17 protein-coding genes are annotated in these 22786 nt (G+C 62.4%); 2 read left to right on the top strand and 15 right to left on the bottom strand.

Annotated features, from left to right (window positions below):
• The first annotated feature begins 66 nt into the window (after positions 1–66).
• On the top strand, positions 67–468 hold the full coding sequence (locus BM279_RS01585; RefSeq protein ID WP_167363080.1) for a DUF2141 domain-containing protein: 402 nt from the start codon (positions 67–69) through the stop codon (positions 466–468).
• Between the two features lie 6 nt (positions 469–474).
• Here the strand turns inward: BM279_RS01585 and hemE are convergent, their stop codons facing one another.
• From hemE to BM279_RS01640, 11 genes are all read right to left on the bottom strand, one after another.
• Positions 475–1542: a uroporphyrinogen decarboxylase gene (hemE, locus tag BM279_RS01590; RefSeq protein WP_093500318.1), complete on the bottom strand. Its 1068-nt coding sequence runs from the start codon at positions 1540–1542 to the stop codon at positions 475–477.
• A gap of 133 nt (positions 1543–1675) precedes the next feature.
• The gene (locus tag BM279_RS01595; RefSeq protein ID WP_093500320.1) at positions 1676–3094 is read right to left on the bottom strand and encodes an FAD-dependent oxidoreductase; all 1419 of its coding nucleotides are present in this window, start codon (positions 3092–3094) and stop codon (positions 1676–1678) included.
• Positions 3095–3196: 102 nt separating this feature from the next.
• A complete protein-coding gene (gene gltB / locus BM279_RS01600) occupies positions 3197–7645 on the bottom strand; it encodes a glutamate synthase large subunit (RefSeq protein WP_093500322.1) in 4449 nt (1482 codons plus the stop codon).
• Between the two features lie 203 nt (positions 7646–7848).
• Positions 7849–9465 carry an AAA family ATPase gene (locus BM279_RS01605; RefSeq protein WP_093500324.1) on the bottom strand — a complete coding sequence of 539 codons (1617 nt, stop codon included), beginning with the start codon at positions 9463–9465 and terminating at the stop codon, positions 7849–7851.
• A 7-nt stretch (positions 9466–9472) separates the two neighbouring features.
• Positions 9473–10579 carry a 3-dehydroquinate synthase gene (aroB, locus tag BM279_RS01610; RefSeq protein WP_093500326.1) on the bottom strand — a complete coding sequence of 369 codons (1107 nt, stop codon included), beginning with the start codon at positions 10577–10579 and terminating at the stop codon, positions 9473–9475.
• Positions 10580–10630: 51 nt separating this feature from the next.
• The gene (gene aroK, locus BM279_RS23505; protein ID WP_093500328.1) at positions 10631–11149 is read right to left on the bottom strand and encodes a shikimate kinase AroK; all 519 of its coding nucleotides are present in this window, start codon (positions 11147–11149) and stop codon (positions 10631–10633) included.
• A 3-nt stretch (positions 11150–11152) separates the two neighbouring features.
• Positions 11153–13333 carry a type IV pilus secretin PilQ gene (locus BM279_RS01620; RefSeq protein ID WP_093500330.1) on the bottom strand — a complete coding sequence of 727 codons (2181 nt, stop codon included), beginning with the start codon at positions 13331–13333 and terminating at the stop codon, positions 11153–11155.
• Positions 13334–13387: 54 nt separating this feature from the next.
• Entirely contained in the window at positions 13388–13906 is a 519-nt protein-coding gene (gene pilP / locus BM279_RS01625; protein WP_093500332.1) for a type 4a pilus biogenesis lipoprotein PilP, read from the bottom strand.
• A complete protein-coding gene (gene pilO, locus BM279_RS01630) occupies positions 13903–14526 on the bottom strand; it encodes a type 4a pilus biogenesis protein PilO (RefSeq protein WP_013789549.1) in 624 nt (207 codons plus the stop codon). The genes pilP and pilO overlap by 4 nt, the downstream gene beginning before the upstream one ends.
• Positions 14523–15095 carry a type 4a pilus biogenesis protein PilN gene (gene pilN / locus BM279_RS01635; RefSeq protein WP_013789548.1) on the bottom strand — a complete coding sequence of 191 codons (573 nt, stop codon included), beginning with the start codon at positions 15093–15095 and terminating at the stop codon, positions 14523–14525. Before pilN ends, pilO begins: the two co-directional genes overlap by 4 nt.
• On the bottom strand, positions 15095–16159 hold the full coding sequence (locus tag BM279_RS01640) for a pilus assembly protein PilM (protein WP_093500334.1): 1065 nt from the start codon (positions 16157–16159) through the stop codon (positions 15095–15097). The genes pilN and BM279_RS01640 overlap by 1 nt, the downstream gene beginning before the upstream one ends.
• A 181-nt stretch (positions 16160–16340) precedes the next feature.
• Between BM279_RS01640 and BM279_RS01645 the strand changes: the two genes are divergently transcribed.
• Entirely contained in the window at positions 16341–18779 is a 2439-nt protein-coding gene (locus BM279_RS01645; protein WP_093500336.1) for a penicillin-binding protein 1A, read from the top strand.
• 115 nt (positions 18780–18894) lie between these two features.
• Here the strand turns inward: BM279_RS01645 and BM279_RS01650 are convergent, their stop codons facing one another.
• The 4 genes from BM279_RS01650 to rpmE all read right to left on the bottom strand — a co-directional run bounded on the left by BM279_RS01650 (position 18895) and on the right by rpmE (position 22728).
• On the bottom strand, positions 18895–20163 hold the full coding sequence (locus BM279_RS01650; RefSeq protein ID WP_093500339.1) for a malic enzyme-like NAD(P)-binding protein: 1269 nt from the start codon (positions 20161–20163) through the stop codon (positions 18895–18897).
• Between the two features lie 101 nt (positions 20164–20264).
• A complete protein-coding gene (locus BM279_RS01655) occupies positions 20265–21698 on the bottom strand; it encodes a M48 family metalloprotease (RefSeq protein ID WP_093500341.1) in 1434 nt (477 codons plus the stop codon).
• Positions 21695–22489, bottom strand: coding sequence for a thermonuclease family protein (locus tag BM279_RS01660; RefSeq protein ID WP_093500343.1), 795 nt, complete (start codon positions 22487–22489; stop codon positions 21695–21697). The genes BM279_RS01655 and BM279_RS01660 overlap by 4 nt, the downstream gene beginning before the upstream one ends.
• Before the next feature lie 26 nt (positions 22490–22515).
• The gene (gene rpmE, locus BM279_RS01665; protein ID WP_070885964.1) at positions 22516–22728 is read right to left on the bottom strand and encodes a 50S ribosomal protein L31; all 213 of its coding nucleotides are present in this window, start codon (positions 22726–22728) and stop codon (positions 22516–22518) included.
• Positions 22729–22786: the final 58 nt, after the last annotated feature.

Genomic DNA, 22786 nt, shown 5'->3' on the forward strand with positions numbered 1-22786 from the left:
CAAAATAGGCGGATTATGCCACAGAGACGTCTTCAAATCGTAACCAAACGCTGCGCGGCATGCGCAGTGGTTCTCCTGTTTGGCACGTTGTCGGCCCAGGCGGGGGATCTCTTGGTGCGCGTGCAAGGCAAGCAGAGTGATGCGCCGCTGTACTTGGGGCTGGTCGCCGCTGACCAGCCCGACTGGGAGCCGCTGCTGCGCACCCAGCAGGGCAACGGCGAACAGCTGATCGTCAAGGACGTGCCGCCCGGGCGGTTTGCCCTGCAGCTGTATCAGGACAGCAACGGCAACGGCAGGCTCGACCTCAGCCCCCGCGGCATTCCGCTGGAGCCGGTCGGTTTTTCCAGCAACCCGACCTTGCTCAAGGGCAAGCCTGCGCCCGAGGCGGCGCAGTTCGGGCATGGCGAAGACGACACGCTGATCGACATCCGCCTGCACTCGCCTCGCGGCAAGCCACAGGCGAACTGACCAGGATCAGCCGTGGTATTGGGCCGACAGCTCGTGCACCGCTTCGAGGAAGGCGCCAGCATGAGCCGGATCCACTTCAGGAGTAATGCCATGGCCCAGGTTGAAGACATGGCCTGTGCCATTGCCATAGCTCTCGAGAATGCGCGCGACTTCGGCGCGGATCGCAGCCGGTTTGGCGTACAGCACGGTCGGGTCCATGTTGCCCTGCAGGGCCACCTGATTGCCGACGCGGCGGCGCGCCTCGCCAATATCGCAGCTCCAGTCCAGGCCCAGCGCATCGGCGCCAGTAGCGGCCATGGACTCCAGCCACAGGCCGCCATTCTTGGTGAACAGGATCACCGGAATCTTGCGGCCATCCTGCTCGCGGATCAGCCCGTCGACGATCTTCTGCATGTAGGCCAGGGAGAACGTCTGGTACGCCGCCGACGACAGGTTGCCGCCCCAGGTATCGAAGATCTGCACCGCCTGGGCGCCCGCGCGAATCTGCCCATTGAGGTAGGCGGTCACCGATTGCGCCAGCTTGTCGAGCAGCACGTGCATGGCCTCGGGCTGGTCATAGACCATCGCCTTGATCTTGCGGAAGTCCTTCGACGAGCCGCCCTCGACCATGTAGGTCGCCAGGGTCCAGGGACTGCCGGAAAAGCCGATCAGCGGCACCCGGCCGTTCAGCGCCGACTTGATGGTGCGCACCGCATCCATCACGTAGCCCAGATCCTGTTCCGGATCGGGAATCGGCAGCGCATCGATATCCGCCGCGCTGCTGATCACCTTCCTGAAGCGCGGACCTTCGCCGGTCTCGAAATACAAGCCCTGGCCCATGGCATGGGGAATGGTGAGGATGTCGGAGAAGAGGATCGCGGCATCGAGCTGCGGGTAGCGATCGAGCGGTTGCAGGGTGACTTCGCAGGCGAACTCGGGGTTCATCATCAGGCTCATGAAGTCCCCGGCCTTGGCGCGGCTGGCGCGGTATTCGGGCAGGTAACGACCGGCCTGGCGCATCATCCACACCGGCGTGACGTCGACGGGCTGCTTGAGCAGGGCGCGAAGGAAGCGGTCGTTCTTCAGGGCAGTCATGGCAGCATCCAGCGAAAAAAGTGTGGGCATTTTCGCAGAGCGCCAAGCAAAAGGCACGGCGAGTGCCGTGCCTTTTCTCTATCGGGTCAATTTGTCGCGGGCAACTGCCTGACGGCTCGCCGAGCGCTGTCGCTTAGACGCCCAGATAGTCGAGGATGCCTTCGGCAGCATTGCGCCCCTCATAGATGGCAGTGACCACGAGGTCAGAGCCGCGCACCATGTCACCGCCGGCGAACACTTTCGGGTTGCTGGTCTGGTGCTTGAAGGTGGCCTTTTCCGGTGCGACCACGCGGCCCTGGGTGTCGATACGGATATCGAATTCCTCGAACCACGGCGCCGGGCTCGGGCGGAAGCCGAAGGCGATCAGCACGGCTTCGGCCGGGATGATTTCCTCGGAGCCCGGGATCGGCTCGGGGCTGCGACGGCCACGGGCATCCGGCTCGCCGAGACGGGTCTCGACCACCTTGACGCCTTCGACCTTGTCCTCGCCGACGATGGCGATGGGCTGGCGGTTGAACAGGAATTTCACGCCCTCTTCCTTGGCGTTCTTCACTTCCTTGCGCGAGCCCGGCATGTTCGCTTCGTCGCGGCGGTAGGCGCAGGTGACGGCCTTGGCGCCCTGGCGGATCGAGGTGCGGTTGCAGTCCATCGCGGTGTCGCCACCGCCGAGCACCACGACGCGCTTGCCCTTCATGTCGACGAAGTCTTCCGGCGACTTCTCGAAGCCGAGGTTGCGGTTGACGTTGGCGATCAGGAAATCCAGGGCGTCGTGGACGCCTGGCAGATCCTCACCCGGGAAGCCGCCTTTCATGTAAGTGTAGGTGCCCATGCCCATGAACACGGCATCGTACTCATCCAGCAGCTGCTGCAGGGTGACGTCCTTGCCGATTTCGGTGTTCAGGCGGAACTCGATGCCCATGCCGGTGAATACTTCGCGGCGGTTGCTGAGCACACTCTTTTCCAGCTTGAACTCGGGGATGCCGAAGGTCAGCAGACCACCGATTTCCGGGTTCTTGTCGAACACCACCGGGGTCACGCCGTTGCGCACCAGCACGTCGGCACAGCCCAGCCCAGCAGGGCCGGCACCGATCACCGCGACGCGCTTGCCGGTCGGCTTGACCTTGGACATGTCCGGGCGCCAGCCCATGGCGAAGGCGGTATCGGTGATGTACTTCTCCACCGAACCAATGGTCACCGCGCCAAAACCGTCGTTGAGGGTACAGGCGCCCTCACAGAGACGATCCTGCGGGCAAACGCGACCGCAGACTTCCGGCAGGGTATTGGTCTGGTGGCTCAGCTCGGCAGCGGCCAGGATGTTGCCTTCGGAGACCAGCTTCAACCAGTTGGGGATGAAGTTGTGCACCGGGCACTTCCACTCGCAATACGGGTTGCCGCAACCCAGGCAGCGATGCGCCTGGTCGCTGGCCTGGGCCGGCTTGAAGGTGTCGTAGATCTCGACGAACTCTTTCTTGCGCTGGCGCAGCAGCTTCTTCTTCGGGTCTTTACGCCCGACTTCGATGAACTGGAAGTCGTTATTCAGACGTTCAGCCATGTCATAAACCTCTTAGCAGCAGCGCCGGGCGGTACGCCCAGAGCTGCGAGACAATCACGTTGAGCGACGGCCCTGCTGTCAGGGCACGCCGCTTGAAGCTGCTTATTGCGGGTTGGCGCGGATGCTGGAGAGCAGCGACTTGAGGTTCGCGGCCTTGGGCTTGACCAGCCAGAACTTGCGCAGGTAGTCGTCCAGGTTTTCCAGCAGGTTACGGCCCCACTCGCTCGACGTCTCTTCGACGTATTCGACCAGCACGCGCTCCAGGTGGCTACGATAGGCCTCCATGGACTCGCTGTTGATGCGCTGGATTTCCACCAGCTCATGGTTCACGCGGTCGTAGAAGCTGTTGTCCAGATCGAGCACATAGGCGAAGCCGCCGGTCATGCCGGAACCGAAGTTGTAGCCGGTCTTGCCCAGTACGCAGACGAAACCGCCAGTCATGTACTCGCAGCAGTGGTCGCCCACGCCCTCGACCACCGCATGGGCGCCGGAGTTGCGCACGGCGAAACGCTCGCCCGCGGTACCCGCGGCGAACAGCTTGCCGCCGGTAGCACCGTACAGGCAGGTGTTACCGATGATGGCGCTGTCCTGGGTGGCGAACGGGCTGCCCTTCGGCGGCACGATCACCAGCTTGCCAGCGGTCATGCCCTTGCCGACGTAGTCGTTGGCGTCACCTTCGAGGTACAGGTTCAGGCCGCCGGCGTTCCACACGCCGAAGCTCTGCCCGGCCGTGCCCTTGAAGCGGAAGGTGATCGGCGCCTTGACCATGCCCTGGTTGCCATGCACCCGGGCGATCTCGCCGGACACGCGGGCCCCGATGGAACGGTCGCAGTTGCAGATGTCGAGTTCGAACTCGCCGCCAGTGGCGCCATCGATGGCCGACTTGGCCATGGACAGCATTTCCTCGGCCAGCAGGCCCTGGTCGAACGGCGGGTTGCGGTCGACTTCGCAGAACTGCGGTTTGTCCGCCGGGATGTGGTCGCTGCCCAGCAGCGGGGTCAGATCCAGGTGGTTCTGTTTGGCGCTTTCGCCCGGCAGCACGTCGAGCAGATCGGTACGCCCGATCAGCTCGCCGAGGCTGCGCACACCCAGCTTGGCCAGCCACTCGCGGGTTTCCTCGGCCACATAGGTGAAGAAATTCACCACCATGTCGACGGTGCCGATGAAGTGGTCCTTGCGCAGCTTGTCGTTCTGGGTGGCCACACCGGTGGCGCAGTTGTTCAGGTGGCAGATGCGCAGGTACTTGCAGCCCAGGGCGACCATCGGCGCGGTGCCGAAGCCGAAGCTCTCGGCGCCGAGGATGGCGGCCTTGATCACGTCCAGGCCAGTCTTCAGGCCGCCGTCGGTCTGTACACGCACCTTGCCGCGCAGGTCGTTGCCGCGCAGGGTCTGGTGGGTTTCCGCCAGGCCCAGCTCCCACGGTGCGCCGGCGTACTTGATGGAGGTCAGCGGCGACGCGCCGGTACCGCCGTCATAGCCGGAGATGGTGATCAGGTCGGCGTAGGCCTTGGCGACACCGGCGGCGATGGTGCCGACGCCGGCTTCGGAGACCAGCTTCACCGAGACCAGGGCGCTGGGGTTGACCTGCTTGAGGTCATAGATCAGCTGCGCCAGGTCTTCGATGGAGTAGATGTCGTGGTGCGGCGGCGGCGAGATCAGCGTCACGCCCGGCACCGCATAGCGCAGCTTGGCGATCAGGCCATTGACCTTGCCGCCAGGCAGCTGACCGCCCTCGCCCGGTTTGGCGCCCTGGGCGACCTTGATCTGCAGCACTTCCGCATTGACCAGGTATTCCGGGGTCACACCAAAACGGCCAGTGGCGATCTGCTTGATCTTCGAGCTCTTGATGGTGCCGTAGCGCGCCGGGTCTTCGCCGCCCTCACCCGAGTTGGAGCGCGCGCCCAGGCGGTTCATCGCCTCGGCCAGCGCTTCGTGGGCCTCCGGCGACAGCGCGCCGAGGGAAATGCCGGCAGCGTCGAAACGCTTGAAAATCGACTCCAGCGGCTCGACGTCGTCCAGGCTCAGCGGCTGGTCGGCCAGCTTCACCTGCAACAGGTCGCGCAGCATCGACACCGGGCGGGTGTCCACCAGTGCGGTGTACTCCTTGAATTTCTCGTAGCTGCCCTGCTTCACCGCAGCCTGCAGGGTGTTGACCACGTCCGGGTTGTAGGCGTGGTATTCACCGCCATAGACGAACTTGAGCAAACCGCCCTGCTGGATCGCCTTGCGGTTGTTCCAGGCCTCGCCAGCCAGGGCCTTCTGTTCGGCTTCCAGATCGACGAAACGCGCGCCCTTGAGGCGGCTTGGCACACCGCGGAAGCACAGGTCGGTGACCTCGTCGGCCAGGCCAACGGCCTCGAACAACTGGGCGCCGCGGTAGGAGCCGACGGTGGAGATCCCCATCTTCGAGAGAATCTTCAAGAGGCCCTTGGAGATGCCCTTGCGGTAATACTTGAAGACTTCGTACAGATCGCCCAGCACTTCGCCGGTGCGGATCAGGTCGCCGAGCACTTCGTAGGCCAGGAACGGATAAACCGCCGAGGCGCCGAAACCGATCAGCACCGCGTAGTGGTGCGGGTCACGGGCGGTGGCGGTTTCCACCAGGATGTTGCAGTCGCAACGCAGGCCGGTCTCGGTCAGGCGGTGATGCACGGCACCGGTGACCAGTGCGGCGTGGGCCGGCAGCTTGCCCGGGGCGATATGGCGGTCGGTCAGCACCAGCAGCACTTTGCCGGAACGCACGGCCTCCTCGGCCTGATCGGCCATGTTGCGTACGGCCGCTTCCAGACCGATCGACTCGTCGTAGTTGAGGTCGATGATCTGCCGCTCGAAGCCCGGGCGGTCCAGGTTCATCAGGGTGCGCCACTTGGCCGGAGAGATCACCGGCGAGCTGAGGATCACGCGAATGGCGTGCTCGGGCGACTCCTCGAAGATGTTGCGTTCGGCCCCGAGGCAGATCTCCAGCGACATGACGATGGCTTCACGCAGCGGGTCGATCGGCGGGTTGGTGACCTGGGCGAACTGCTGGCGGAAGTAGTCGTACGGCGAGCGCACGCGCTGGCTCAGCACGGCCATCGGCGTGTCATCGCCCATGGAGCCGACCGCTTCCTGGCCCTGCTCGGCGAGCGGGCGCAGCACCTGGTCACGCTCCTCGAAGGTGACCTGGAACATCTTCATGTACTGCTTGAGCTGATCGGCCTCGTAGAAGGCCGAGCCATGGTCGTTGTCTTCCATGGTCGCGCGCACGCGCAGCGCGCTCTTGCGCAGCCACTGCTTGTAGGGGTGGCGCGACTTGAGGCGGTTGTCGATGTCGTCGGTGGTCAGCACCTGGCCGGTTTCGGTGTCCACGGCAAGGATCTGGCCCGGGCCGACACGGCCTTTGGCGACCACGTCCTCGGGCTGGTAATTCCACACGCCGATTTCCGAAGCCAGGGTGATGTAGCCATTGGTGGTGGTCACCCAGCGCGCCGGGCGCAGGCCGTTGCGGTCGAGCAGGCACACGGCATGGCGGCCATCGGTCAGCACCACGCCGGCCGGGCCATCCCAGGGTTCCATGTGCATGGAGTTGTATTCGTAGAACGCGCGCAGGTCGGCGTCCATGGTCTCGACGTTCTGCCAGGCCGGCGGAATGATCATGCGCACGCCGCGGAACAGGTCGATGCCGCCGGTGACCATCAGCTCGAGCATGTTGTCCATGCTCGAGGAATCGGAACCGACGCGGTTGACCAGCGGGCCGAGCTCGTCGAGGGCCGGGATCTGGCCATTCTCGAACTTGGTGCGGCGCGCCTGGGCCCAGTTGCGGTTACCAGTAATGGTGTTGATCTCGCCGTTGTGGGCGAGGAAGCGAAACGGCTGAGCCAGCGGCCACTTCGGTAGGGTGTTGGTGGAAAAGCGCTGGTGAAACACGCAGATGGCGGTCTGCAGGCGCTCGTCACCCAGGTCCGGGTAGAACTGCTGCAGGTCGGCCGGCATCATCAGGCCTTTGTAGATGATGGTCTTGTGCGAGAAGCTGCAGATGTAGTGCTCGGTGTCGGCGGCATTGGCCACCGAGGAACGGCGACGGGCGCAGAACAGCTTGATGGCGAATTCCTGATCGCTCAGGCCTTCACCGCCGATGAACACCTGCTCGATCTGCGGCAAACGCTCGAGCGCCAGTTGGCCGAGCACGCTGGTATCCAGCGGCACCTTGCGCCAGCCGACCAGGTTCAGGCCGGCAGCCTGGATCTCGTGGTTCATGTTCTCGCGGGCAGCGCTGGCCTTGGCGTCATCCTGGTTGAGGAAGACCATGCCGACGGCATATTGCTTGGGTAGTTCGACGCCAAAGGTGTCCTTGGCGATGGCGCGCAGGAACAGATCGGGCTTTTGAATCAGCAAACCGCAACCGTCACCGGTCTTGCCATCGGCGTTGATGCCACCACGGTGGGTCATACAGGTCAGTGCTTCGATCGCCGTCTGCAACAGATGATGGCTGGCCTCACCTTGCATGTGGGCGATCAGGCCGAAGCCGCAGTTATCCTTGAACTCATCAGGACGGTACAAACCTGCTTTCATAAGGGACTCTCACCAGACAGCCTTTCTCAGGCGTTTTCTCTAATCCGCGCGCAGGTCTAGACGCCGCGTTGCGCAGGCAAACGGAGGGCATTGTACATAGCGAGATAGACGTCACAAAGAACAATGTGACGAAAAACAGGAATAAAATGTCGCAAAAACGAAAGAGCCCGTTACGTCAGTTTCTGCGTAACGGGCTCTTTCGATCAGTTGGCCATTTCCTGGGTGACGCTGGCGAAGGTCTTCGGCCAGGGCTTGCCGGCCTGAACCTTGGCAGGCAGGGTCTTCACGGCAGCCTGGGCGGCATCGCGGCTGGCAAAACTACCATAAGTGATGACGAAAAGTGGCTTACCCTGGTGCATCTTCTTGAAGTAACGGTACTGCACGCCGTTCTGGCTGACGAAGGAGCGTGCCGCGGCTTCCGTGCTGGTACCCAGCACCTGAAGGGTAAAGTGGGCCTTGTTCTGCGACGCGTACCAGCCATTGGCTTGCGAACCGCCTGCCGCAGCCGGTGCCTGGGTGGCGGGAGCCGGCCGGGCAGCCTGCGCAGGCTGGGTTGCGGGTTTGGGTTGCTCAACCGGTTTCGGCTGCTGAGCGACTTTGGGTTGTTCGGCTGGCTTCGGTTGCGGCGCGGCCGGCGTGGTCACTTGTGGGGCCGGAGTCGGCGCCGGTGCGTTTTGCGTGGGCGGCAGGGTCACCGGCGCGGCCGGCGTGGACTCGGGCAACTCCACATTGGCCTCACCATCCGTTTCGCCAGCCGCCTGGGCCAGCGGCTGACGGATCACCGGCTGGGACTGGCCTACCAGCGGCAGCGGCAACGGCTGGTTGCTGCCGGCAAACTCGATCGGCGGCTTGCCATCAGCGCCCTGCTCGGCACTTACCGGAGCGCTTGGCGCCGTTTGCGGCTGTGGTGCACTACCCATGGGCAACTGAGCCTGGGTCGGCGCCGGGGCCTGTGCATCGGTCGGTTCGGAGCGGCCCTGCATCAGCAGCGCGGCAGCTACACCGACAGCGACCACGCCAAGGGCCAGCAGGTGCTTCTTCGGCAGCTTGAGCGCCAAGCCACCGGCCTTAGCCGCGCCACGGCGCGAAGCCATGGCGTCGATCAGCACGTCCCGAGCCACCCGGTTGATCTCGCCCGGCCAGCCGCCGGAGCGCTCGTGGATCAGCTCGACCTGCTCGTCGGACAAGAGCTCGATGCCCTGGGCCGCGCCTTCCAGGCGAACGGCCAGGTACTCGCGGGTTTCCTCTTCGCTGTACGGTTCGAGTTCGATGATGTGGAACGACTCTTCGCCGTTGCTCAGCGCATCCAGGCGACCGATCAGATCGGTGTCGGCGAACAGGAAAACGTGAGGGCGCCCTTCGGCATTGCCCTGGGCCAGTATCAGCAGCTCATCGATCGCTGCGTCGCTGAGCTCTTCGGCATCGTCGATCAGCAGGTAGACTTCCTGGCCGGTCAGCGACAGCTGGCCGACCTGACCGAGCAGTGCGGCACGATCGGTCTGCTGCGTATTCAAACCCTGGGCGATGTGGCGCATCAGGGTCGCCGGATCGGCAGCGCCCTGGGCCGAAACCACCACATTATGCACGGCCTGCTTGTTGGTGCTGGCCACCAGCGCCTGCCGCAGCAGGGTCTTGCCGCTACCCTCCGGGCCGGTGACCACCAGCAGCAACTGGCTATAGCGCGCCAGGTGATGCAACTGCCCGAGCACCGGCTTGCGTTGCGCCGGGAAGAACTTGAAACCAGGCACCCGCGCCGCGAAGGGATCGTGGGTGAACTGGTAGTGATCGAGAAATGCTTCGTCGGCGTGCAAACTGGTCATTGAATACTCACTGATTGTTAAGCCGGGCCACCAGCGCCGGGTAGTCGGCAGCCAGGGTGGCACTCAATATGTCTGCCGGGTAATCGCTGGTCACCACCGCTTCGCCGAGCGAGCGCAGCAGCACCAGGCGCAATTGACCATCCAGCACCTTCTTGTCCACGGCCATGTGCTCCATGAACTGCGCAGGCGTCATCTCCTGCGGTGGCACCACAGGCAGCCCTGCCGCCTGGAACAGACGAATACCACGATCACGCTCGTCGGCATTGATCCAGCCCAGGCGATGAGACATCTCGAGGGCCATCACCGTTCCGGCCGCCACGGCCTCACCATGCAGCCAGACGCCATAGCCCATCTGCGTCTCGATGGCATGACCGAAGGTATGGCCTAGGTTCAGCGTGGCGCGCACGCCGGTTTCCTTCTCGTCGGCACCGACAACCCGCGCCTTGGCGGCACAGGAGCGCTCGATGGCCTCGGTCAGCGCAGCCTGATCCAGGCTGCGCAGGGCGGCCATGTTCTCCTCGAGCCAGTCGAGAAACGGCGCGTCGCAGATCAGCCCGTACTTGATTACTTCCGCCAGGCCCGCCGACAGCTCGCGCGGCGGCAAGGTATCCAGGCTGCGCGTATCGATCAGCACGGCCTGCGGCTGGTAGAAAGCACCGACCATGTTCTTGCCCAGCGGGTGGTTGATGCCGGTCTTGCCGCCCACGGACGAGTCGACCTGGGACAGCAGCGTAGTCGGCAACTGAATGAAGTTAACGCCGCGCTGATAGCAGGCTGCAGCGAAGCCGGCCATGTCACCGATCACCCCGCCGCCCAAGGCCAGAACGGTCGTGCGCCGGTCATGGCGAGCGCCGAGCAGGCCATCGAAGATGCTCTGCAGGGTTTCCCAGTTCTTGAACGCCTCGCCATCGGGCAGCACGATCGGGGTGACGCGGTAATTCGCCAGGGTGTCCTGCAGTTTTTGCAGATACAGCGGCGCGATGGTCTCGTTGGTGACGATGGCCACCTGACGGCCGACGATATGCGACGCCAGCAAATCGGCGCGACTCAGCACCCCAGCCCCGATATAGATGGGGTAGCTGCGCTCTGCGAGATCAACATGAAGTGTTTGCATGGAGCCCCCGATTGAAAAAGGGCTCTAGGATAGCGTAGTTCTGCCCTGTCATTAACGGGGCGCCAGCGCTTCCAGCCGCTCGAGAATTTCCTGAACCACCATTCGCGGCGGACGCTCGTCGGTCTCGATGATCACATCGGCGATTTCGCGATACAGCGGGTCACGGATGGCGAGCAGATCAGCCAGCACCTGCCCAGGATTGGGTGCACGCAACAACGGACGATTGCGATCACGCGCCGTACGGTCGATTTGCTGCTCTACGGAAGCATGCAGATAGACGACCCGGCCACTTTCGCGCAGCGCCTGACGATTTTGCGGCCGCAATACAGCACCGCCCCCGGTAGCCAAGACCAAGCCATCGGATTCGCACAGCGAGCAGATCACCGCCTGCTCACGCTCGCGAAAACCCTGCTCACCTTCGACATCGAAAATCCAGGGTATATCGGCACCGGTACGCTGTTCGATCTCCTTGTCGGAGTCCTTGAATGGCAACCGTAACTCTTTGGCAAGCAAACGCCCGATGGTGCTTTTACCAGCCCCCATCGGGCCGACAAGGATCAGATTACGCACAAATTACCGACTCACGGCCACCGCAGAGTTGTTCATGATGCGCGGAGTGATGAAAACCAGCAACTCGGTCTTGTTGTCGTTGACAATATCGCGACGGAAGATCCTTCCGAGATAAGGCACATCACCAAGGAAAGGCACCTTTTCGGTAGCTTTTGTCTGCGTGTTCTCAAAGACCCCACCGATAACAATTGTCTCACCGTCGGATACCAAAACCTTGGCATTGACCTCATTCTTGTTAATAGGGGGCGCGCCACCATCGAGAGTACGCTGATAATCGGCAGAGTCCTTATTAACCTTCACTTCCATGATGATGCGATTATCCGGCGTAATTTGCGGAGTAACCTCAAGGGAAAGCGCAGCTTCCTTGAAAGATGTGCTGGTAGCACCGCTGGAGCTCGCCTCCTGATAAGGAATTTCCTGACCCTTGAGAATTTTCGCCGTTTCTTTATCGGAGGTGACAACCTTCGGCTGGGAGACAACTTCGCCGTTGCCCGAGCTTTCCATGGCTGAGAGCTGCAAATCGATGATGGCGCTGTTGGAGATGAAGCCGATACCAATACCAGATGTGCTTCCGGTCACGCCCATATCGACAAACGGGGTCGGTGAGCCACCACCACTGCCACCCTCAGTAACCGGCAGGGTGCAGCGACCGGCAAAGGGACCGCAGCTGAAGCCATCTTCATCTTCTACGCCAATGTTGCCGTTCTTACCGAACGTCCGCCAGCCATTACCCGCGTTCACTGCACCACCCCAACGGACCCCAAGCGCTTTACTGTAGTTAACGTTGGCCTCGACGATTCGCGCTTCGATCATTACCTGACGCACCGCCACATCCAGCTGAGCCACGATACGACGCAGCTCATCCAGGCGTTCCTGAGTCTGGTAAGCAATGATGCTGTTAGTGCGCTCGTCGACCGTAATAGAACCGCGGTCATCCGGCACGCCGCCATCGGCACTGGTCACCGACTGGAACAACTTGGCCATGTCGGCAGCCTTGGCGTAGTTGACCTGAATCAGCTCACGACGCAGCGGCGCCAGTTCGGCGATCTGCTTCTGCGACTCCAGCTCCTGCTTCTCACGGGCAGCGATTTCTTCGGCAGGCGCGACCAGCAATACGTTGCCGACCTGGCGCTTGTCCAAGCCCTTGGTTTTCAGCACCAGATCCAGCGCCTGATCCCACGGTACGTTCTGCAGGCGCAGAGTGATATTGCCTGCAACCGTATCACTGGCCACCAGGTTCAAATCGGTGAAGTCGGCGATCAGCTGCAGTACCGAGCGTACGTCGATGTCCTGGAAGTTCAGCGATAGCTTCTCGCCGGTATAGGCGAAGCGATCAGCCTGACGCTTCTCGGCATCTTCTTGGGTCAGCGGCTTGACGCTGAGGGTCAGCTTGTTTTCGGTCTGGTAGGCCAGGTAGTCGAAGGCACCAACCGGCTCAATGACGATACTGGCATCATCGCCTTTGCCAGTGGCACTGACGAACTGCACGGGCGTGGCGAAGTCCTTGACGTCCAGACGCACGCGCAGAGCCTCAGGAAGCTGGGTGCGATTGAAGTTGAGGATGATCTTGCCGCCGCGCTCTTGAATATCCGGGCTGACGGACGCATCGGACAGGTTGATGACGACATTGCCCTCACCCTGCTCACCGCGCTGGAAGTCGATATTGCTGATCGACTTGTTCACGGCGCCGAATACCTTCGGAGCGGCCGGCGCGGAAACTGGCGCTGCAGCCTGAGCAGGACGCGGGGCCGCTGCGGCAGGCGCAGTCACGGGCGCTGCAGCGGTCGTGGTCGCCGACGTGGCCACGCCGGTGCCCACCTGCACGAACAGATTATTGCCTTCGGTGCGAGTGTTGTAAGGCGACAGGTTGGTCAGGTTGATGATCAGCCGCGTACGATCCTTGGCCTCCACAACCGTGACGCTGCGCGCATTACCCATGCCCAGCTCGCGATTCTTCACGCCCAGCTTGTTGGATACGCCCGGCAGATCCAGGGCGATACGCGCCGGCTGCTCGATGGTATAGCCGCGGGGCGCTGCCACCGGCTCATCAAAAGACAGTTTCAACTCGACACGGTCACCCGGCAGAGCAGCCACATCCAGCGCCTGCAGATTGGCGGCCAGAACGGCAGGAGAGAGCATAGCCACCAGCAGCGAAATGCTGAGGCGAGAGAGGGAGCTGTTCATGCTTGGGTTCCGTTTGGCAGACCGGTTATTTCTATTCATGGATCACCTCGCTCCTCAGGAGCGCTCCTTCAGAGTGAGGGTGCGAGGACGTTCGAGCCAGCCGCCCTCACCGTCCGGGACGATCTCGACCACGTCGATCTTGGCACTGTCGATGGCAACGATGCGGCCCTCATTGCGTCCCAGGTAATCCCCGACCTTGACGCGATGAACACCACCGGCACCGCTTACCAACGCGAACGAACCCTTGTCATTGGCCAGGGTTCCGACCATCTCGAACAGCTCGATATTGAACCCTTCGAGGAACTGCTTGACGCGCGTCTCGTCGGGCTTGATTTCCTTGCTGCCTTTCGCCCGGGCGACCATATCGATCTTCACCGGCGGCTGGAAAGGGCTACGCAGAGCAGCGGCACTGTAGGTAAAGCTTTCGTAGGGCTCGGGTTGCGGCAGGGGCTCTATCTGCCCTTTCGGCCGTGCCCGCACTTCATCCATGTAGGCTTGCAAATCACTGAAGTCACCACCGCCGCAGCCACTCAGGGTCACCAGCAGCAGGCCGGGTAAGAGGACACGTTTCATTGGTGTGCCCCTTTGTCGTTGTAGCGGTAGGTCTTGGCCAGAACGCTCATACGCAGCTTGGAGGTGCTGCCCTGTTCGGCCGGCACCAGCTCGAAGTCATGCAGGGTGACGATTCGCGGCTGACTGGCCACGCCACTGACGAACGTCGCCAGATCGTGATAGCCACCTACCACTTTGATCTGAATTGGCAGTTCGATGTAGAAGGGCTGGGTCACTTCCGGCAGCAACTTGATTTCCTCGAACTCCAGGCCGCTATCGAGGCCGATACGGGTGATGTCTTCGAGCAGGCCCGGCACTTCGGTATCGCTGGGCAGCTGCTTGAGCAGGGCGCCGAATGAGGTTTCAGCCTCCTTCATCTGCTCGCGGTAAGCCTCAAGGTTGGCGGCCTGAAAAGCCTTGGTGGAGAACTGCTCCTTGAGCGTTTCCTCATCCAGCCGCTGCTGATCCAGCGTGGCCTGCAGATCCTTGAGGTGAAAGTTGTAACCGAGGGCCAGCACCAGTACGACGGCCAGAATGCCGGCGATCACCTTGACCGCGGCAGGCCAGGAGCCGATGTTGTTCAGATCCAGATCATTGACGTCGATCTTGCGCAAACTGGCCAGAGAATCGTTCAGGCTCATGGCTTGACCTCCGCCTGATCCTTGCCCGGCTGCGCTTGCTGCACGGTCAGCTGAAAGGTATTGGCCTGATCCACTGCACCGGCGGTGACGGCCTTGACCTCGGTCAGGTTGGGGGCGGTCAGCCAGTCGGAAGCATCCATGTCACGCATCAGTTTGGAAACTCGGCTATTGGATTCCGCGGCGCCGACAATGGCGATGGTCTTGCCGGTCATTTTCACCCCGGTGAAATACACACCATCGGGCAGCGTTCGCACCAACTGGTCGAACACATGGCCGATGATCGGGCGGTTGCCCTGCAGATCCTGAATGATCTTCATCCGCTCCAGCAGCTGCTGGCGGCGGGTGCGCAGCTCGCTGATCTCCGCGATACGGGTATCGAGCACAGCAATTTCCTTGCGCACGAAGTCGTTACGGGCCTGCTGATTCTCGATTTCGCCATTCAGATACTGGTCGCCGAGGAAAACCAGCGCCGCAGCAGCGACCAAAAGGCCGCCCAGCGAAACCAGGAAGCGCTGCTTGCGTTCTTCGCGAAGCTGCTCACGCCAGGGAAGGAGGTTAATCCGCGCCATCAGTCGAAACTCCTCATCGCCAGGCCACAGGCAATCATCAGTGCCGGCGCGTCACTGGCCAGCGCTCCCGCGTTGACCTTGCCGCTCAGGGCCATATCGGCGAAGGGGTTGGCGACCAGTGTCTGGGTGCCAATCTTCTGCTGGATCAGGCGATCTAGATCCGGGATGGAGGCAGTTCCGCCGGCCAGCAGGATGTAATCCACATCGTTGTACTGCCCCGCAGCGAAGAAGAACTGCAGCGAGCGGGACACCTGCTGTACCAGCGCGTCCTTGAACGGCTGCAACACTTCGCTTTCGTAATCGTCGGGCAGGCCGCCCTGTTTCTTGGCAAGCCCGGCTTCGTCGACGGAAAGGCCGTAGCGGCGCTGAATTTCTTCGGTCAGCTGACGCCCGCCGAACAGTTGCTCGCGGGTATAGATGGTGCGGCCATTGTGCAGCACGCTGAGGGTGGTCATGGTCGCGCCGATATCGACGACCGCCACGGTTAGCTCGTCGTGCGCGCCACCCAACTGCTCGACAAGCAGCTCGTAGGCACGCTCAAGGGCATAGGCCTCGACATCGACGACCTTGGCAGTCAGGCCGGCAAGCACCAGGGCTGCCTCACGAACTTCGACGTTTTCCTTACGGCAGGCCGCCAGCAGCACTTCGACCCGGTCAGGGTTGCGCGGCGAAATACCCTGAACTTCGAAGTCGATCGCCACCTCTTCAAGAGGGTAAGGAATGTACTGGTCGGCTTCGAGCTTGAGCTGGTTTTCCAGTTCATCGTCCGACAGGCCTGCTTCCATTTCCACGGTCTTGGTGATAACCGCGGAGCCGGCAACGGCCACGGAAACCGAGCGCACGCTGGTCTTGGCCTTGGCGAGCACGCGCGACAACGCCTGCCCGACACCCTCAAGTTCGGCGATGTTCTTTTCAACCACAGCATTGGCGGGGAGCGGCTCGACAGCGTAGGCCTCTACCTTGTAGCGGCTACCTGAGCGACTCAATTCGAGGAGCTTGACGGAGGTCGAACTTATATCGATCCCCAAAAGCGTATTCGCTTTTTTACTGAAGAGCCCTAGCACGACCGATTTCCTATTCACATCCATAACTTACGGATGATTTATGTTTTTCCACATTAAATAGCAGACTTGACAGAAGCGCAAATGGCTCCCCAGCAAAAAAAACGCTTATAATGTGATCAGCTTTTGCCTTTTCAATTTGCCTTCCGCTTAACTCATTCTTTTATCTGGAAATCCAAAAATCTTGATGCGTTTGCTGAAGTTTTTCTGCTGGTCCGTCATCGCCGTTTTTTGTGCGCTGGTACTCGCCGTCAGTGGTGCTTTCCTCTACCTGAGCCCGACCCTACCCTCTGTCGATGCCTTGCGCAGTATAGAGCTGCAGATACCGCTTCGCGTTTACACAAGCGATGGAAAACTCATCGCCGAATTCGGCGAGATGCGTCGCTCGCCCATCGCCTTCGCCGATATTCCGCCCGACTTCACCAGCGCCCTGCTGGCAGCCGAAGACGATAACTTCGCAAATCATTATGGCGTCGATCTTACGAGCCTGATGCGCGCTGCCACGCAATTATTGAAAACAGGTCAGATTCAATCCGGTGGCAGCACCATCACCATGCAGGTGGCGAAGAACTTCTTCCTCACCAGCGAGCGCAGTTTTTCGCGCAAGATCACCGAGATCCTCCTCGCCCTGCAGATCGAGCGCGAGCTGAGCAAAAACGAAATCCTCGAGCTGTACGTCAACAAGATCTATCTGGGCCACCGCGCCTACGGCATCGAAGCCGCCGCACAAGTCTATTACGGCAAGTCCATCCGAGACTTGAACCTTTCGCAGCTTGCGACGATAGCCGGTCTTCCCAAGGCGCCCTCGGCGTTCAACCCGCTGACCAATCCCACGCGCGCCAAGGAGCGCCGCGACTGGATCCTCGGCCGCATGTTCCGCCTTGGCCGCATTGACCAGGCGCGCTACCAGGCCGCCCTGGCCGAGCCAGTGGATGCCAGCTACCACGTCGCGACGCCTGAAGTGTCGGCGCCCTACGTTGCCGAGATGGCCCGCGCCGAAATGGTCGGCCGCTATGGCAGCGACGCCTACACCCAGGGCTTCAACGTCACCACCACGGTGCCCAGCAACCTGCAGGTGATGGCCAACAAGGCGCTGCGCGACGGATTGATCGAGTACGACCAGCGCCACGGCTACCGCGGCCCGGAGAGCCGCCTGCCCGGCATGACCCGGGAAACCTGGCAGACCGAACTGAGCAAGCAAGGCCTGCGTGGTGGCCTGGAGCCGGCCATCGTCACCCAGGTCGAGAAGAGCGGCATTCTTGTACTGACCCGCCGCGGCGACGAAGAAGCCGTGTCGTGGGACAGCATGAAATGGGCGCGCCCGTTCCTCAATACCAACAGCCTGGGGCCGCGCCCGCAGCAACCGGCGGACGTGGCACAGATCGGTGACCTGATCCGCGTGCAACGCCAGGACGACGGCAGCCTGCGCTTTGCGCAACTACCCAGTGCGCAAAGTGCCCTGGTTTCACTCGACCCGCAGAACGGCGCCATCCGCGCCTTGGTCGGCGGCTTCTCGTTCGAACAAAGCAACTACAACCGCGCCGTGCAGGCCAAACGTCAGCCCGGCTCGAGCTTCAAGCCGTTCATCTACAGCGCCGCGCTGGATAACGGCTACACCGCCGCCAGCCTGGTCAACGACGCGCCGATCGTGTTCGTCGATGACTACATGGATCAGGTCTGGCGCCCGAAGAACGACAACAACACTTTCCTAGGCCCGATTCGCTTACGCGAGGCGCTGTACAAGTCGCGCAACCTGGTGTCGATCCGCCTGCTGCAGGCCATGGGCATCGAAAACACGCTGAGCTACATCGAGCGCTTCGGCTTCAATCGCCAGGACCTGCCGCGCAACCTGTCGCTGGCACTCGGCACCGCCAACCTGACGCCCATGGAAATCGCCACCGGCTGGACGGCGTTCGCCAACGGCGGCCACAAGGTGCAGCCGTACCTGATCCAGCGTATCGACAACCGTCATGGCAACCTGCTGTTCGTCGCCAATCCGCCGAGCGTACCCAACGCTGCCAAGGTCGAAGTGCCGCCGCCGGTCAACGAAGAAGGCGTGATGAACCCGGCCGAAGCGGCGCCCGAACAATTGCCGGACGCACCGCAGCCAGCCGAGGCCGAGCGCATTCTTGATGAGCGCACCGCCTACATCATGACCAGCATGCTGCAGGACGTGATCAAGCGCGGCACCGGACGCCGCGCTATGGCCCTGGGCCGCAACGACCTGGCCGGCAAGACCGGTACCACCAACGAATCCAAGGACAGCTGGTTCTCCGGCTACAACGCCGATTACGTGACCACCGTATGGGCCGGCTTCGACCAGCCGGAAAGCCTGGGCCGCAATGAATACGGCGGCACCGTGGCGCTGCCGATCTGGATGAACTACATGGGCGCAGCACTCAAGGACAAGCCCAATCACGCGCCCATCGAGCCGGATGGCATCCTCACCCTGCGTGTCGATCCGCACAGCGGTCGTGCCGCCGCGCCAGGCACGCCGGATGCGTATTTCGAGCTGTTCAAAAGCGAAGACTCGCCGCCGCCCATGAACGAGCTCGACCCAGGCATGGGCGCGCCGAACAGCCCACTGCCAGCCGACGAGAGCGCGCCAATCGACCTGTTCTAAGGGCAACGCCAGCAGCCCAGCTGCTGGCGGAACCTCTCGCGGCACGCATCAACGACTCGAAACGCGCCCAATAAAAAACCCGCCGAAGCGGGTTTTTTATTGCCGGCTGAATCACTCAGCCTTTGAACACGTCAGCTACCGACTGCAGAGGGTAGTGCTTCGGATACGGCAGGGTCGCCACACCGCTTTCGATAGCGGCCTTGGCCACCGCGTCGCACACCACGTTGATCAGTCGCGCATCCATCGGCTTCGGAATGATGTACTCACGGCCGAATTCCAGCTTTATACCGCCGTAGGCGTCGCACACTTCCTGAGGAACCGGCAGCTTGGCCAGCTCGCGCAGGGCGTTGGCGGCAGCGATCTTCATCTCTTCGTTGATGCGGGTGGCGCGAACGTCCAGTGCTCCACGGAAGATGAACGGGAAGCCCAGCACGTTGTTGACCTGGTTCGGGTAGTCGGAACGACCGGTGGCCATGATCACGTCGCTGCGGGTGGCGTGCGCCACTTCGGGCTTGATTTCCGGGTCCGGGTTCGAGCAGGCGAACACGATCGGGTTCGGCGCCATCAAGTTGAGACCTTCAGGGCTCAGCAGGTCCGGGCCGGACAGGCCGACGAACACGTCAGCGCCGGTCAGCGCGTCATCCAGAGTACGCTTGTCGGTTTCGGTGGCGAATACCGCCTTGTACTGGTTCAGGTCGTCGCGGCCGGCGTGAATCACGCCCTTGCGGTCGATCATGTAGATGTTCTCGACCTTGGCGCCCATGCTCACCAGCAGCTTCATGCAGGAGATGGCCGCAGCGCCGGCGCCCAGGCAGACGATCTTGGCTTCTGGCAGAGTCTTGCCGGCGATTTCCAGGGCGTTGAGCATGCCGGCCGCGGTGACGATCGCGGTGCCATGCTGGTCATCGTGGAAAACCGGGATGTCGCACTGCTCGATCAGGGCGCGCTCGATCTCGAAGCACTCGGGCGCCTTGATGTCTTCCAGATTGATGCCACCGAAGGTGATGGAGATGCGCTTGACGGTGTCGATGAAGGCTTGCGGGCTTTCGGCATCGACTTCGATATCGAACACGTCGACGCCAGCGAAACGCTTGAACAGCACGCCCTTGCCTTCCATGACCGGCTTGGAAGCCAGCGGGCCGAGGTCGCCCAGGCCGAGGATTGCGGTGCCGTCGGAAATGACCGCTACCAGGTTGCCTTTACCGGTGTAGCGGTAGGCGAGCTCCGGATCGCGAGCGATCTCGCGCACTGGCTCGGCGACACCCGGGCTGTAGGCCAGCGACAGGTCACGGGCAGTGGCGGTGGGTTTGGTGAGCTCGACGCTCAACTTACCCGGACGGGGCTTCTCATGGTATTCGAGAGCGGCAGTTTTCAGATCAGACATAGTGGCGTTCCGCTTTTTTTGGGCTATTGACTGGCAGTCGGCGAGGATACGCAATGTGCAGGGGCCTGCACAAGACTATGCAGTCAGCCTGCAAACGTGCCTCAGCGAACCGTTTTGAACCATTCCCCCGGGCGAGGCTCGCCCTGTGGATAAAGAGTGTTGAGCAACCGCAAGGTAGCCTCTGCATCACTGGCCAGGCCGCTACGTGCGGCAAATGACTTGACCGTTTGACCCGGCGTTATGCGCACCAGCTGCAACCGCAGCGGCTCGGCCAGCTTGCGCTCGGCCGGCTGAAGTGGCCGGAAGCTATTGATCGTCGCGAGCATCTGCGCATCTTCCGCGGCACTGGCAGCGCGGCCTTTGACCGCCCCCACGAACAGGTAGGCCTTGCCACCCTTGAGGATCACCGCCACCCGTCGCGGCACATTGCCCTCGACCAGGCCGGTATAGCCCTGTAACCCGGTTTGTTGCAGTGCCTCGCCAGCGAGCAGACGCCGGCCACCGATGCGCTGCTTTAGCAGGCTGGCAGCGTCGAGACCACGCGGATTGTCCTCCAGTGTCATAGCGACGAGCACCTGCTTGTCGGGCGACTGGCCAACCACTTGCTGCGGCTCGTTGATTATGCTCCAGCTCTTGGCGAACGCCAGGGTGAAATCCAGATCGCGGTGATAGAAGCGCTCGCCGCGGCGAATGCCGCTCTCGGCCGAATCGCCGAACGGCAGGCCCTGCAGATGCTTGAGAAAGGCCTCGCGGTTGACCTCCTGCTGCCCGCCGACCAGCGCACGCGCTGGGCCGATCACCTGCTGCAGGCGCCGGTCGTTGTCCGGGTGAGTGTCGAACAGACCGTGATAGCTGCCCACCGGCTGCTGCTCACCACGCGCAGCGGCCTGGTCGCGGGCGAAGTCCTCCTGCAACTTGAGCACCTTGACCACCTCGATCATCGCCTGTGGGTCGTAACCAGCGCGGGCCAGATACTGGGCGCCAAGGCCGTCGGCCTCCAGCTCCATGTCACGGCCATAGCCGCGTACCACGGCATTGCCCAGCACACCGGTCACGTCCGCCGCGGCCCCTACTCCGGTGCCCATGGCCACCGCCTGGCCGAGGATTCCCCAGGCGGTCGATTGGCTTTGCTGACGCACACCGTGGCGAGCGGTCACGTGACCGACCTCATGGCCGAGCACGGCCGCCAGCTCGGCCTCGGAACTCAGGTAAGTCATCAAACCGCGATGAATATAGATGTAGCCGCCTGGCAGCGCGAAGGCATTGATGTCCGGGCTGTCGATCACCGTGAAGTGATAATCCAGCTGGCCGCGGTGGCTGTGTCGCGCCACACGCTCGCCGACCTGCTGCACATAGGCTTGCAAGGCCTCATCGGGATAACGCGGGTATTGCTTGAGAATCTGCTGATGGGCGTCGCGGCCGATGGACAGCTCCTGGGATTCGCTCATCATCACGAAGTCGGTGCGCCCAGTGGCCGGATTCACCGCACAGCCGGCCAGGGTCGCCAGCATCAGAATCAGCAGGCACAGCTTCATCGCTGCACCTCCAGCATGGCGCCATGGGTTAGCGGCAACAGCCAGCGCGCCTGGCCGACCTTGAGGCCGCCGCGGGAGCGGTCGACCACCCAGCCACGCGCTTCTACGCGCTTGCCCTGTAGATCGCGAAGATCCGCTGCGGCAAAGGTATCCAGCACCTGAGGTGCAATACGCAGCACCACCGAGTTGCCCAGCTCGATCCACAAGCCGCCACGATTACGATCGACACGCTGCACCTGGCCTTCGAGCAACACGAAGCCGCCGCTGCGTATCGCGCGGGCCGGCAACGGCCGCAGTTGCGCCCAAAGCCCAGCGCGAGCACTGCGCGCCTGGCGCTCGGCTTCAAGCTGGCAGTTCACCAGGCTGACATTGGGGGTGATCGCTACCAGCTGGCCATAGCCCTCGGCGAGCAGTTGCGCCTCCAGATTGTTGCCGGCGCGGTCGTAGAGATGGGCCAGGGTTCGCCCATAGCGATCCTGCCGCTCGACACCGACCTTTACGCCCACCCGGCCGCCATTGGCGGCGACCAGCGCGGTGAGGCGCTCACGGGCGGCCTCGGCGAAGGGCTCGGCCGGCCTGCCCTTGCGCGCCAGTTCGGGGGCGTTGATGCCGATCAGCCGCACGCTGCGACCATCGGCCAGGCGCACGGTGTCGCCATCCACCACCCGCTGCACCTTGGCCTGGGGCAGCTTGCCGGGCGCCGGGCAGAACGCATGAGCGGGAAGGCAAAAGACAGAAACGAAAAAGGCGCCCACCAGGGACGCCTTTTTCAATGATGCGAAAACAGCCATGTGGGCCTCTTTCGCTGCTCGGTCGCTTACTTGGCGCCGAACACACCGAAACGCTGCTTGAAGCGATCGATACGGCCGCCGGTGTCCAGCACCTTCTGCTTGCCGGTGTAGAACGGGTGGCACTCGGAGCACACGTCCAGGCTCAGGGGCTTGCCCAGAGTGGAGCGGGTCTTGATGACGTTACCGCAGCTGCAGGTGGCGTCAATGGCGACGTATTCCGGATGGATATCGGCTTTCATGATTCTTCCTCAGATTTTGTGCCGCCACCCGACACTATTGTCAGGTACCGCACTTAGG

Source organism: Phytopseudomonas straminea (genome assembly GCF_900112645.1).
GTDB classification, from domain to species: Bacteria; Pseudomonadota; Gammaproteobacteria; order Pseudomonadales; family Pseudomonadaceae; genus Aquipseudomonas; species Aquipseudomonas straminea.